The organism is Pseudomonas songnenensis (assembly GCF_003696315.1).
Classification (GTDB): Bacteria; Pseudomonadota; Gammaproteobacteria; order Pseudomonadales; family Pseudomonadaceae; genus Stutzerimonas; species Stutzerimonas songnenensis.
This window is the reverse complement of record NZ_RFFN01000003.1, coordinates 212,265-224,924: the sequence shown is the minus strand read 5'-3', so window position 1 is coordinate 224,924 and position 12,660 is coordinate 212,265. Positions and strand designations below refer to the sequence as shown.

General features: G+C 65.0%; 11 protein-coding genes. 2 read left to right on the top strand and 9 right to left on the bottom strand.

Annotation, left to right across the window (positions count from 1 at the left end; all coding sequences use genetic code 11):
• Window positions 1–3: 3 nt before the first annotated feature.
• The 9 genes from EA798_RS09725 to glcC form a co-directional block, all read right to left on the bottom strand.
• The gene (locus EA798_RS09725; RefSeq protein WP_122098811.1) at window positions 4–783 is read right to left on the bottom strand and encodes an efflux RND transporter periplasmic adaptor subunit; all 780 of its coding nucleotides are present in this window, start codon (window positions 781–783) and stop codon (window positions 4–6) included.
• The gene (locus EA798_RS09720; protein WP_244221264.1) at window positions 780–2,300 is read right to left on the bottom strand and encodes a TolC family protein; all 1,521 of its coding nucleotides are present in this window, start codon (window positions 2,298–2,300) and stop codon (window positions 780–782) included. Before EA798_RS09720 ends, EA798_RS09725 begins: the two co-directional genes overlap by 4 nt.
• A gap of 607 nt (window positions 2,301–2,907) precedes the next feature.
• A complete protein-coding gene (locus tag EA798_RS09715) occupies window positions 2,908–3,669 on the bottom strand; it encodes an outer membrane beta-barrel protein (protein ID WP_122098809.1) in 762 nt (253 codons plus the stop codon).
• A gap of 191 nt (window positions 3,670–3,860) precedes the next feature.
• Window positions 3,861–5,204, bottom strand: coding sequence for a hemolysin family protein (locus EA798_RS09710; RefSeq protein WP_011911661.1), 1,344 nt, complete (start codon window positions 5,202–5,204; stop codon window positions 3,861–3,863).
• Between the two features lie 101 nt (window positions 5,205–5,305).
• Window positions 5,306–6,607: a phosphate regulon sensor histidine kinase PhoR gene (phoR, locus tag EA798_RS09705; RefSeq protein WP_106156089.1), complete on the bottom strand. Its 1,302-nt coding sequence runs from the start codon at window positions 6,605–6,607 to the stop codon at window positions 5,306–5,308.
• A gap of 68 nt (window positions 6,608–6,675) precedes the next feature.
• Window positions 6,676–7,365, bottom strand: a complete 690-nt coding sequence (gene phoB / locus EA798_RS09700; protein ID WP_003283304.1) for a phosphate regulon transcriptional regulator PhoB — start codon at window positions 7,363–7,365, stop codon at window positions 6,676–6,678.
• Between the two features lie 119 nt (window positions 7,366–7,484).
• Window positions 7,485–8,378, bottom strand: a complete 894-nt coding sequence (gene ubiA, locus EA798_RS09695) for a 4-hydroxybenzoate octaprenyltransferase (protein ID WP_122098808.1) — start codon at window positions 8,376–8,378, stop codon at window positions 7,485–7,487.
• 43 nt (window positions 8,379–8,421) lie between these two features.
• Window positions 8,422–8,976, bottom strand: a complete 555-nt coding sequence (locus EA798_RS09690) for a chorismate--pyruvate lyase family protein (protein ID WP_122098807.1) — start codon at window positions 8,974–8,976, stop codon at window positions 8,422–8,424.
• Window positions 8,977–9,084: 108 nt separating this feature from the next.
• Window positions 9,085–9,858, bottom strand: coding sequence for a transcriptional regulator GlcC (gene glcC, locus EA798_RS09685; RefSeq protein WP_122098806.1), 774 nt, complete (start codon window positions 9,856–9,858; stop codon window positions 9,085–9,087).
• 235 nt (window positions 9,859–10,093) lie between these two features.
• Between glcC and glcD the strand changes: the two genes are divergently transcribed.
• Window positions 10,094–11,593 carry a glycolate oxidase subunit GlcD gene (gene glcD / locus EA798_RS09680; RefSeq protein ID WP_122098805.1) on the top strand — a complete coding sequence of 500 codons (1,500 nt, stop codon included), beginning with the start codon at window positions 10,094–10,096 and terminating at the stop codon, window positions 11,591–11,593.
• Window positions 11,593–12,654 (top strand): glycolate oxidase subunit GlcE, encoded by a 1,062-nt coding sequence (gene glcE / locus EA798_RS09675; RefSeq protein ID WP_122098804.1) that lies wholly within the window; start codon window positions 11,593–11,595, stop codon window positions 12,652–12,654. Before glcD ends, glcE begins: the two co-directional genes overlap by 1 nt.
• The last annotated feature ends 6 nt before the right edge of the window (window positions 12,655–12,660 follow it).

Sequence of the window (12,660 nt, the reverse complement as noted above, 5' to 3'; positions counted from 1 at the left end):
CGTTTATTGATTGGGCGTCTGGTTGGCATTGGGCGGCGTGACACGCACGCGGCCGCTCATGCCAGCGATCAGTTCGGGGAAGCGGCCATCGATGGCGGCGGCGACCTTGACCGACTGGCTGACCGGGTCGACCCGCGCGCCTATGCGCTCGAAGCGTGCCGGGTAGCGCTGGCCGGTCTCGTCGATTTCCACATCGAAGGTCTGCCCGGTGCGTAGCCAGACCAGCCAGGCAGACGGCACCAGGAATTCGAGCTCCAAGACGCTGTCGTCGAGGATGTCCAGCAACGGCTGGCCGGGCTGGACGAACTGCTGCTCGCGCACCTTCTGCTCGGCGACGCGCCCGGCGAAGGGCGCGCTGATACCGCACTTGCCGAGCACCGCCTGCTGCGCGCCGACTTCGGCGACGGCTTTCTGCCGACCGGCGCGGCCGAGGTCCACTTCCAGCTGACCGACGGAATTCAGCTCGGCCAGACGCTGGTTGGCCTTGTCGGTCGCCTCGGCGGCGTTCAGCTCGGCACGCGCCTTCTGCAACATCGCCTGTTGCACGCTGCAATCGAAGCTGACCAGCAGCTGTCCGGCCTTGAACGCGCCGCCCTCGGCAACCGGCAGCTTGTTGACCTTGGCACCGATCTCCGCAGCCAGGGTGGTGAACTGCCGTGGCAACAGCTGTGCGCGGATTTCCTGACGCTCCAGCCCGGCGCGTGCCGGCGCGGTTTCCGCGGTTTGCGCCTGGGCCATGCCAGTCGCGGCGATCAGCAGCAGAACGAGGGGGATTGTCTTCATCGGCTGGATTCCTCGCCGTCGCGGCGGGCGAGCGTCTGCCAGTTGCCGTGGCCGGCGGCCAGCGTCCGGGCCAGTTCGGCCAGCGTCAGATCACCGACGCTGCCGATCTCCGGCTCCACGCCGAGCGTGGCCTGCAGCCGCGCTTCGGCGGTCTGCGCCTGGGCGAGCGCCTGGTAACGGCGCAGCAGGCTGAGAATGGTGGTGGTCTGGTTGGCGACCCGGTCGAGCTTGCTCTGCACCTGCATCGCCTCACGGTTATCCATGTGCTCGCTGATGCGGCGGTCGATGGTCCAGATGGCATCGGCACGGCTGAACTGATGCTGGGCGTTGGCCAGTTGCTGACGTGCCAGGTGGACCTGGGCGAGTACCGCCATCTGCATGGACACCCGCCGCTGGTCGGCCAGCGCGACACCCGCCTCGGCCAGCTTGAGCTGTCCCGGGCCGGTCAGCAGGTTGAACAGGTTGAAGGAAAGCTGCACACCGGCTTCGTTCCACTGGCGGTTCACCAGGTAGCTGTCGGTGTCGTAGTTCAGGCCGTAGCTGAAGTTCAGGCTGGGAAACAGCCGCACCAGTGTCTTGCGGGTTTCCTCGCGGGCGATGCGGGCGTTGTAGTGGGCCTCGCGCAGATCGGCGTTGGCGCCCAGCGCAGTGTCTTCCATCACGGCGACCGGCACGGCCAGTGCCTGACGGTCGAGTTCGAAGGCTGGCTCGACGAGGGTGATCGGCTGGCCCAGCGGGGCGTTGATGAGCAGCGCCAGTTCGGTCTGGGCGGTGGAGAGTTCCTGTTCGATGGCTTCGAGCAGCCGCAGGTTTTCCAGCACCTGGCGCTGGTAGCGCAGCGAGTCGAGCGGGTTGCGCAGCCGTTCGGCCTCGGCCTGGCGGGCATCGGCAAGCGCTTCTTCGGCCATCTGGGTGGCGGCACGTACTTCGCTGCCGAGCTTCTGTGCGCTCACGGCGCGCCAGAAGGCGGTGCGCACATCCTGCATCAGCAGGTGCATGGCCTTGCGCCGCTTCTCGCCGGCCACCAGCGCGCGGTCGGCCTGCTGGCGCGCTCCGTAGTAGCCAACTCCCAGATCGAGCATGTTCCAGCTCAGCGCCAGGGAACTGACGGTGTGATCGCGGTCCTGGGAGATGAAGCGTGATTGCGACAGAGAGCCGTCTTCGGCATTGCGGCTCTGACTGATCTTGTCGTTGTCGCGCGAACTGTAGCCGGCTTGGGCCAGCAGCTTGGGCAGCATGTCGTAGCGCGATACGTCGTACTGCTGGAAGGCCAGCGCCTGCTCGAGCAGTCGTGCGCGGCGATCGAGGTTGTACTTGAGGGCGCGGGCCATGGCCTCGTCAAGCGTCAGGGCGCCGATGATGGGATCCACGTCCTGCTGCGCGCTCTGCTGATCAGCGCGATTCTGATCGATCAGCGTCTGCTCGGTCAGCGGGCGCGGCTCCAGCTGGGCACAGGCGGTAAGGGACAGGGCGGCAACCAGGGCCAGGGTGGTCTTAGCGTAAGGTAGATACGTCATCGGAAGCGTCTGCGAAACGGTTTGGGTTACCGCGCGGCCGTAGCTGCGCGAAATCGGTCGATCCCCGGCATCCATGCCGGACGTGCACCAGGCACGGCGGTTTCGCACAGGCACCAGCAGTCCTCACAGCACCGTTGTGCTCCGATCGCTTCGAGTCCACTGAGGCGAGGGTCTAGCTCTCGACCCTGACCAGGCCGAGAATTCGGCTGCCGCAGGAAGCTGCAGCCGATGTTGTTTTCTTGTCGTTAAGTAGGCATTAGCAAGTGATGTGCCTCACAGGCTGGCTGTGACGCAGTTCCCGACGAACTGTATGGGGATTAATTCTTGTCGTCTATTCCTCAAATTCTGGCGTCAAATGTGTGGCTAAACGTTTCGCAATGCGAGTACCAATCGTCCGATCAGTACTAAGGGATTAGTTCTTTAGGTCGTTGGTATCGAGGGAGGGGTGCAGCAAGCCGTTTGGCCGCCGTTGGAGGAGTGCAGAATGGTTTCAGTGGAGGTGGTCGCCCCGGTATGACGGGGTGACTCACCAGGCAAGGCCGCCTCGCTCTGCCCGCCTTGCTGCGTCGCGGCTCGCACGCGCAGCATCGACGGGCAGTCGAACAGCTTAGAACGCCAGGCCAACCTTCAGGCCGACCTGCTCCTGCTTGAGCTTGCTGTTCTCGGCGAACTCACTGCTGCTATCGAGTTCGTAGCGGGTCTGGGTGTAGTACAGGCTGGTGCTGATCGGCATGTTGTTGATGCCCTTGTTCCACAGCACGCTCAGTTCGCCGTACGGGTTGACCTTGTCCTTCAGGTCGACGGTGTCGCTTTCACCGCCAACCTTCAGCTTGCTGTCGGCTTCGATGGAGTAACGGGCGCCGACTTCCAGGCGTACGGTGTAGTCCGGGGTCAGGTAGTTGTAGCCAACCCCGGCCTTGGCGAACGGCGAGCGGGTGGTCAGCTTGACGTCTTCCTCGAACAGGCCGAAATCGACGTCGTCCTGCTCGATGCGGCCCCAGTCGTAGCCACCGCCGACGATCACGTCGACATAGTTGTTGGTGCTCAGCGCAGCGCGCAGGCCCAGGTCGATATCGGCGCGGGCGGACATGTATTCCACGTCGTCCTTTTCCCGGTACTGACCTTCGATGCCGGCCTGGTAGATGAAGCCTTCCTGGCCGGTCATCTTGTTGCCGAAGTTGTAGTACAGCCCGCCCTGGTTGAGGCGTTCCTTGTCGCTTTCGTCGTTCACGGTCAGCTTGTACTGATTGTGCGAGCCAATGACGCCGAAGTTCGAGATTGGACCGGTGGCGGACTGGGCGAACGCCTGGGAGGTCGCTGTCAGGCCGAGGGCCAGGGCGGTTGCAGTGGTCAAAGCATTGATGCGCATGCGGGTAGCTCCATCGTCATTCGATTGAGAATCGGTGGCGGCTCGAGCGAGCCGCCTATGGCGTGGACTGGAACTGCTCGCGATTAATTCTGACGATTACGACGAGCGGTCGTATTTCTTTGTAAATCAACGGTTAGCGGCAGGTATGTAAACGAAAATGTAAGTTGTGAATTGCCTGCATCCGCTAGGGGTTAGTCCTTGAGCCGCAGGACTTTCGCGAGCACGATCTTCGGGCCGCGCATCTTCTTGATGACGATCTGCAGGCCATCGACCTGAAGCACTTCGTTCTCGTCCGGTACCCGCTTGAGGGTTTCGTAAACCAGCCCTGCCAGCGTTTCCGCCTCGACATGGTCGAGATCGATGCCCAGCAGGCGTTCAAGCTTGAACAGCGGCGTGTCGCCGCGCACCAGCAGCTTGCCCGGCTGGTAGGCGAGCACGCCGCGTTCGGTCTTGCGGTGCTCGTCCTGAATATCGCCGACCAGCACTTCCAGCACGTCTTCCATGGTCAGGAAGCCGATGACCTTGTGGTCGCCTTCTTCGACCAGCACGAAATGCGCGCCGCCCTGGCGGAACTGTTCCAGCAGGCTGGCCAGCGGCATGTGTTTGGACACCCGCTCCAGCGGACGCAGCAGCTCACTCAGGCAGAAGTCCTCGGCGAGCGCGCCATTGGCGGCCAGCGCCAGCAGCAGGTCCTTGATGTGCAGCAGCCCGACGTACTCGCCCCTGGCGCTGTCGTAGACCGGATAACGGCTGTACTTGTGGCGGCGGATGATTTCCAGGATCTCAGCCAGCGGTGCATCGTGGTCCAGCTGCAGCAGATCCTCACGGGAGTTGGCCCAGTCCACCACTTCCAGCTCGCTCATCTCCACCGCCGAGGCCAGCACCTGGATCTGCGGGTTGCTCGGGTCGCGGGCGCGGTTGGAGTGCAGGATCAGCTTGAGCTCCTCGCGGCTGTAGTGATGGTCGTGGTGCATGCCCGGCTCACCCTGGCCGGCGATGCGCAGGATGGCGTTGGCGCTGGCGTTGAGCAGGTAGATCGCCGGGTACATCAGCCAGTAGAACAGGTACAGCGGCACGGCCGTCCACAGCGACAGCAGCTCCGGTTTGCGGATCGCCCAGGACTTCGGTGCCAGCTCGCCAATGACGATATGCAGGTAGGAGATGATGAAGAACGCCGTGAAGAAGGCGATGCCATGCACCAGTGCCGGCGACTGGATACCGATGCCCGCCAGCAGCGGTTCGAGCAGGTGCGCGAACGCCGGCTCGCCGACCCAGCCGAGACCCAGCGACGCCAGGGTGATGCCGAGTTGGCAGGCGGAGAGGTAAGCATCGAGCTGATTGTGCACGGTACGCAGGATGTGTCCGCGCCAGCCATGCCGGCTGGCGATGGCTTCCACCTTGGTGGCGCGCAGCTTGACCATGGCGAACTCGGCGGCGACGAAGAAGCCGTTGAGCAGCACGAGGAACAGAGCGAAGAGGATCAGGCCGAAATCGGCGAAGTAGGAAGAGGCGGCGTAACTGGGGGAGGGGTCCATGAAGGGTTCGGGTAGCCAATGATCGCGACAGGATGGCGGCGACGAGCCGGCTTTTCAAGCGAGCAGCGGGATTTTTCCAGCTGCTCGCGGATATACCGCAATCAGCGGCCGGGCACCTGGCTGTTCTGGAAGTGGCAGGAAAAGCGACTGCCCTGGCCGGGGGTGCTGCTGATGTCCAGGCGTCCCTGATGGCGTAGCAGCACATGCTTGACGATCGCCAGGCCGAGCCCGGTGCCGCCGGTGCTGCTGGCGCGGCTGGAGTCGACCCGATAGAAACGCTCGGTCAAGCGTGGCAGATGCTTCTGCTCGATGCCGATACCGCTGTCCTCGACGCTGAGGTGCGCGCCAACCTCGTCACCCCACCAGCGCACATGCACGCTGCCGCCGTCCGGTGTGTACTTCACCGCGTTGAACACCAGGTTGGAGAAGGCACTGCGCAGTTCCGCCTCGCTGCCCTTGAGCTGCAACGCCGGATCGGCGTCGAGGCTGATCAGGTGCCCGCGGTTGCCGGACAGGGCACGGGCATCGCTGATGATCGACTGCAACAGCAGGCCCACCGCCACTGGCTGGTTGTCGGTCGGGCGGCTGCTGGTTTCCAGGCGGGCCAGCAAGAGCAGGTCGTTTAGCAGGTGCTGCATGCGGCCGGCCTGCTGGTTCATCTGCTGCAGCGCGCGAAGCCAGCGAGGGTTCACCGCTTCGGCATTTTCCAGCAGCGTTTCGAGATAGCCGGCGATCACGGTGAGCGGCGTGCGCAGCTCGTGGGAGACGTTGGCGACGAAGTCTTTGCGCATTTGTTCGAGCTGATGCAGGCGAGTCACGTCCCGCACCAGCAGCAGGTGTTCGCGATTGCCGTAGCGGGTGATGTTGAACTGCAGGCGCAGGCGATCGTCCACCGGCGAGGCCAGCTCCAGCGGCTGGTCGTAGTTGCCTTTGTCGAAGTACTCCTTGAATGCCGGATGGCGCACCAGATTGCCGATGGGGTGGCCGGCATCCTGCGGCTTCTTCAGCCCCAGCAGGCGGTTGGCGGCGGGGTTCCACCATTCCAGGTTGCCGTCGCTGTCGAGCATGATCACCGCATCCTTGAGGGCTGCGGTCGAACCCTGGGCGCGGTCGATGATGCCCTGCAGCTCGCCACGCAGGCGCAGGTCGCGGCGCTGCATCTGGTAGAGATTGTCGAACACATCGCCCCAGATGCCGGCCGAATCGGGCGGTGGCTCGTCCGGATCGGCACGGTGCAGCCAGCGCTGCAGACGCAGCAGCTGGCGCAGGGTCCAGACGAGATAGCCGCTCAAACCGATCACCAGCACCCAGGCATATTCGCCGGTGATCAGCCCCAGCAGCAGGCAGCCGCCGAGCAGGAGCAGCAGACGACGAACGAGGGCTCCTTGCCAGTCCTGATTCAACCGATGCACTCCAGAGAGGTGGCGATGATGGGGTGGAAAACGCCGGGACGCATGCTCACCCGGCGTGCTCAGCTTTTGCTGGAGAAACGATAACCGGTGCCGCGTACCGTCTGCACCAGGTTCTCATAGGCTTCGCCGAGGGCCTTGCGCAGTCGGCGGATATGCACGTCCACGGTGCGCTCCTCGACATAGACATTGCCGCCCCAGACCTGATCGAGCAACTGGCTGCGGGTGTAGGCGCGCTCCTGGTGGGTCATGAAGAACTGCAGCAGGCGGTATTCGGTGGGGCCCATCTCGGCCGGCTTGCCGTCGATGGTGACGCGGTGGCTGACCGGGTCGAGCAACAGGCCGCCGATCTCGATCGGCGACTCGCTGTCCACCGGTGTCGCCCGGCGCAGCACGGCCTTCAGACGTGCCACCAGTTCGCGTGGCGAGAAGGGCTTGGTGATGTAGTCGTCGGCACCGACTTCCAGGCCCTGGATCTTGTTGTCCTCTTCACCCTTGGCGGTGAGCATGATGATCGGCGTGTCGGCGGTCAGCTCGTCACGCTTGAGGCGGCGGGCCAGCTCGATGCCCGAGGTGCCGGGCAGCATCCAGTCGAGCAGGATCAGGTCCGGCTTGCGGTCGATGATCAGCGCATGGGCCTGCTGGGTGTTCTCTGCTTCGAGACAGTCATAGCCAGCCATTTCCAGGGCGACGACGATCATCTCCCGGATCGGCGCCTCGTCATCGACGATCAGTATGCTCTTGCCATTCATGGTCAAGCCTCGGGTCTGTTCTTGTCGTCCGGCATTAGATAACGGAATTATTGCAGCCATGTGACAGGCAGACGGCAACCCAGCAGCGAAAGGATGGCTCTAGCCCGGTGCGTGCAGGCTTAAGCCCGGGTGGCGTAATCCAGCACGATGCCGGCAAGGATCGCCAGCCCCGCCCAGTGGTTATGCAGAAAAGCCTTGAAGCAGGCCTGTGGCTTGCGCGATTGAGTCTTCCAGAACTCCCAGGCGAAGCAGCCGGCGGCGATCACAAGGCCGAGGTGGAACCACTGGCCGAGCTCGAAACGCACGCCAGCGAGGAGCAGGCAGAACAGGGCCAGGCCCTGCAGCGTGACGATGATGACGCGGTCCGCTTCGCCGAAGAGGATGGCGGTGGACTTGATGCCGATTTTCAGGTCGTCGTCGCGATCGGCCATGGCGTAGTAGGTGTCGTACGCCACCGTCCACAGCAGGTTGGCGATGAACAGCAGCCAGGCTTCCGGTGGCAGGCTGCCGGTTTCGGCAGTGAACGCCATCGGCATGCCCCAGGAGAATGCCGCGCCGAGCACCACCTGCGGGTAGAAGGTGTAGCGCTTCATGAACGGGTAGCAGGCGGCCAGGGCCAGCGCGCCGAAGGACAGGTAGACCGTCGTCGCGTTGGTCAGCAGCACCAGGCCGAAGCTCAGGCCCACCAGCACGGCGAACAGCGTCCAGGCCTCACGCGAGCTGACCCGACCGGCGGCCATCGGGCGCGCCTGGGTGCGCTGCACGTGGCCATCGAAGTTGCGATCGGCGAAATCGTTGACCACACAGCCGGCGGCGCGCATCAGGATCACGCCGGTAATGAAGATGAACAGGTTCTTCGCGCTGGGCACGCCTTCGGCAGCAATCCACAGCGCCCACAGCGTCGGCCACAGCAGCAGGTAAGTGCCGATGGGCTTGTCCAGGCGCATCAGCTGGATGAAGTCCCAGGCGCGCGGGTGGAGGCGATTGCACGATTGCAGCAGTTTCAGATACATCAGCGGCTCTCCTTGGCGGAAGGGGGCATGCAGAGCGGCGCGCTCAGGGCGTGACGGCGGCAGCCTGCCACAGCTCAGGCAGGAACACTTCGGCGACCAGCACGCCGAGGCGATTCTGGCGGAAGCACGAGCGTCGCGCCCAGAGGCCGTCGACACGGCAAGCATCCGGCAGCCAGTGCGCGGGGTAATGGCGGGCCTGGAGCGTGCCGCGGGTGAAGGCCGGATCGCTGAACAGCAGCTCGCCGAGGGAGCGATTGCCCAGGCGCTGCAGGTCGAGGCCGGAATCCTCCAGCTGCGCTCGTGCCGCGACGCTGCGGGCGAACACCCAGGGCTGGCCATGGCCGCACAGATACACCTCGCGCACCCAGCCCTCGCTCTCTGTCGGCACGCCGAGCGCGGCGCACTCGTCGGCGCGCAGGGGCTGCCAGGCTTCGTGCAGCGGCGTCACGCTGAACGCGCCATCGGCCAGCTCCGTCAGGCGGCGGGTCAGCGAGCCTTTGTCGACGTAGAGCCAGTCATGCAGGGCAGGTTCGAGGGGGGAGGGCAGGCGGTCGGCACTTAGCCAGTCAAGGAATTCGGACACGGCGCGTTCGGGCATAGCGGAAAGATCGGCGAGTCTAGCATGCGGCCCGGCCGCTGCAGGACGCAGGCGACAACCCGACGCCTGCAGCGGCTGTAGGGTCGCGCCGGCGGCGCTACAGAATGATCAGGTCCAGCCTTCCAGGCGCATGGTGGCGCGCACCAGGCGCTGTTCCTCCTGCTCGATCTCCTTGAGGTTGTCACGAATGCCGTGGATATGGTCGCGCGCGGCACGTTGGGCCTGTTCCGGCAGGCGTTCGATCACCGCGTGGTAGAGCCGCGAGTGCTGACGGTCGATCTGCCGCTTCTGCGCCGGGCGGTGATAGAGGTTGTTCACCGAGGCGAACACGGTGCTCAGCATCAGGTCGGTCAGCGACTGCAGGGTGTGCACCAGCACCGGGTTGTGCGAGGCCTCGCAGATGGCCAGGTGGAAGGCATGATCGAGGCGGGCATGCTCGCGTGGGTCGGCGCCGTTCTCGCTGGCGTGGGCGGCGAGCATTTCCTCGTAGCGGCGGCGCAGCAGCACGAAATCCGCGTCGGTGCCGCGCAAGGCCGCCAGCCGGGCGGATTCGCTTTCCAGCAGCGCGCGCACTTCCAGCAGGTCATAGAGCGTCCGCGGTTGCGAGTTGAACAGGTGCATCAGCGGACTGGCGTCATGGTTGCCCGACAGTTCGGCAACGAAGGAGCCACGACCCTGGGAGGTCTCGATGATGCCGCGCCCGCGCAGAACGCGCAGGCCCTCACGCAACGCCGAGCGGGAAATGCCCAGCTTCTCGCACAGGCGGCGTTCCGATGGCAGCGCCTGGCCCACCTTCAATACGCCGTCGACGATCAGCCGTTCGATGCGTTCGGCGACGACATCGGCGACTTGACGACGGTCATTGTGGTTTTCGTTCCGCATGTCTTTGTTCCCCACTGGTAGGACCAGTTTTGAGCGAGTTTACCCTGAATGGCTGCATACCAGGAACAGTGCCGCCTGGAGGGTCATTCGGTAGTGCCTTTCATCGGGCGACTACAAAAAACTGGTAGGACCAGTTGTCTAGCTCATGGACGGGTGACCATCTTCGACGTTAAAGATGCGTCATTCCACCGCAGTCGTTCGCGCTGGCTGCAACCCACGAGAACCGGAACCTGCCATGAACATTCTCTACGACGAACGCGTCGATGGTGCGTTGCCCAAGGTCGACAAGGCCGCCCTGCTGGCCGAGCTGCAGGCGCAGCTACCCGATCTGGACATCCTCCACCGCAGCGAGGACCTCAAGCCCTACGAGTGCGACGGGCTTTCCGCCTACCGCACCACGCCGCTGCTGGTGGTGCTGCCCGAGCGCATCGAGCAGGTCGAGACGCTGCTCAAACTGTGTCACCAGCGCGGCGTGCCGGTAGTTGCTCGCGGTGCCGGTACCGGGCTGTCCGGCGGCGCGCTGCCGCTGGAGCAGGGCATCCTGCTGGTGATGGCGCGCTTCAACAAGATTCTCGAAGTGGACCCGGCCGGCCGCTTCGCCCGCGTCCAGCCCGGCGTGCGCAACCTGGCGATTTCCCAGGCCGCGGCTCCCTATGAGCTGTACTACGCGCCGGACCCCTCGTCGCAGATCGCCTGTTCGATTGGCGGCAACGTCGCCGAGAACGCCGGCGGCGTGCACTGCCTGAAGTACGGCCTGACCGTGCACAACCTGCTCAAGGTGGACATCCTCACCGTCGAGGGCGAGCGCATGACGCTCGGCTCCGATGCGCTGGATTCGCCGGGCTTCGATCTGCTGGCGCTGTTCACCGGCTCCGAGGGCATGCTCGGTATCGTCACCGAGGTGACGGTCAAGCTGCTGCCCAAGCCGCAGGTGGCCAAGGTGCTGCTGGCCGCCTTCGACTCGGTTGAGAAGGCCGGTCGTGCGGTGGGCGACATCATCGCCGCCGGCATCATCCCCGGTGGCCTGGAGATGATGGACAACCTGTCGATCCGCGCCGCCGAGGACTTCATCCATGCCGGTTACCCGGTGGATGCCGAAGCGATCCTGCTCTGCGAACTGGATGGCGTGGAAGCCGACGTGCACGACGACTGCGCCCGCGTCAGCGAAGTGCTCAAGCTGGCCGGCGCCACCGAAGTGCGCCTGGCCAGGGACGAAGCCGAGCGCGTGCGCTTCTGGGCCGGGCGCAAGAATGCCTTCCCGGCGGTCGGCCGTATTTCGCCGGACTACTACTGCATGGACGGCACCATCCCGCGCCGCGAGCTGCCGGGCGTGCTGAAGGGCATTTCCGATCTGTCCGAGCAGTTCGGCCTGCGCGTGGCGAACGTGTTCCACGCCGGTGACGGCAACATGCACCCGCTGATCCTGTTCGATGCCAACCAGCCCGGTGAGCTGGAACGCGCCGAAGACCTGGGCGGCAAGATTCTCGAGTTGTGCGTGAAGGTGGGCGGCAGCATCACCGGCGAGCACGGCGTCGGCCGCGAGAAAATCAATCAGATGTGCTCGCAGTTCAACGCCGACGAGCTGACGCTGTTCCATGCGGTCAAGGCCGCCTTCGACCCGAGCGGCCTGCTCAACCCGGGCAAGAACATTCCGACCCTGCATCGCTGCGCCGAATTCGGTCGCATGCACATCCACAACGGCCAGCTGCCTTTCCCCGAACTGGAGCGTTTCTGATGTCCGTAATCGCCAACGACGCCAGCGCGCAGTTGCTGGACCAGGTCAACCAGGCGCTTGCCGCCAACACGCCGCTGCGCATCCAGGGCAGCGGCAGCAAGAGCTTTCTCGGGCGGCAGGCCGACGGTGTGCTGCTCGATACCCGCGAGCACCGCGGCATCGTCAGCTACGATCCCACCGAGCTGGTGGTCACCGTTCGCGCCGGTACGCCGCTGACGGAGCTGGAAGCCGCGCTCGATGCTGCCGGGCAGATGCTGCCTTGCGAGCCGCCGCACTTCGCCGAGGGCGCCACCGTCGGCGGCATGATCGCCGCCGGGCTGTCCGGCCCGCGTCGCCCGTGGAGCGGTTCGGTGCGCGATTTCGTGCTCGGCTCGCGGGTCATCACCGGCCAGGGCAAGCACCTGCGTTTCGGTGGCGAGGTGATGAAGAACGTCGCCGGCTACGACCTGTCGCGCCTGATGGCCGGCAGCTTCGGTTGCCTCGGCGTACTCACCGAAGTCTCGCTCAAGGTGCTGCCCAAGCCGCGCCTGTGCACCAGCCTGCGTCTGGAAATCGATCTCGACCGCGCGCTGCTCAAGCTTGCCGAGTGGGGCCAGCAGCCGGTACCGATCAGCGCCGCCAGCCATGACGGCAAGGCCCTTTACCTGCGCCTGGAAGGTGGCGAAGGGTCGGTCAATGCCGCGCGCGAACGCATCGGCGGCGAGGATCTCGACCCTGGCTACTGGAACGAGCTGCGCGAGCAGCGCCTGGCCTTCTTCGCCGACCCGCGTCCGCTGTGGCGCCTGTCGCTGCCGAACAACACGCCGGCGCTCGGCTTGCCGGGCGATCAGCTGGTGGACTGGGCCGGTGCCCAGCGCTGGCTGAAGTCCGACGCCGACGCGGTGACCATTCGCGGCATCGCTATCGAGGTCGGCGGCCACGCCACCTGCTTTACCGCAGGCGCCACGAGCAATCCGTTCCAGCCGCTGTCGGCGCCGCTGTTGCGCTATCACCGCCAGCTCAAGGCCGCGCTGGATCCGCAGGGGATCTTCAACCCCGGCCGCATGTATTCCGAGGTCTGACGACGT

Bases quoted from the DNA above. Each gene is read 5' to 3' on its own strand.
- EA798_RS09725 (WP_122098811.1), bottom strand. From the start codon at position 783: ATGAAGACAATCCCCCTCGTTCTGCTGCTGATCGCCGCGACTGGCATG.
- EA798_RS09720 (WP_244221264.1), bottom strand. From the start codon at position 2,300: ATGACGTATCTACCTTACGCTAAGACCACCCTGGCCCTGGTTGCCGCC.
- EA798_RS09715 (WP_122098809.1), bottom strand. From the start codon at position 3,669: ATGCGCATCAATGCTTTGACCACTGCAACCGCCCTGGCCCTCGGCCTG.
- EA798_RS09710 (WP_011911661.1), bottom strand. From the start codon at position 5,204: ATGGACCCCTCCCCCAGTTACGCCGCCTCTTCCTACTTCGCCGATTTC.
- phoB (WP_003283304.1), bottom strand. From the start codon at position 7,365: ATGAATGGCAAGAGCATACTGATCGTCGATGACGAGGCGCCGATCCGG.
- ubiA (WP_122098808.1), bottom strand. From the start codon at position 8,378: ATGTATCTGAAACTGCTGCAATCGTGCAATCGCCTCCACCCGCGCGCC.
- EA798_RS09690 (WP_122098807.1), bottom strand. From the start codon at position 8,976: ATGCCCGAACGCGCCGTGTCCGAATTCCTTGACTGGCTAAGTGCCGAC.
- glcC (WP_122098806.1), bottom strand. From the start codon at position 9,858: ATGCGGAACGAAAACCACAATGACCGTCGTCAAGTCGCCGATGTCGTC.
- glcD (WP_122098805.1), top strand. From the start codon at position 10,094: ATGAACATTCTCTACGACGAACGCGTCGATGGTGCGTTGCCCAAGGTC.
- glcE (WP_122098804.1), top strand. From the start codon at position 11,593: ATGTCCGTAATCGCCAACGACGCCAGCGCGCAGTTGCTGGACCAGGTC.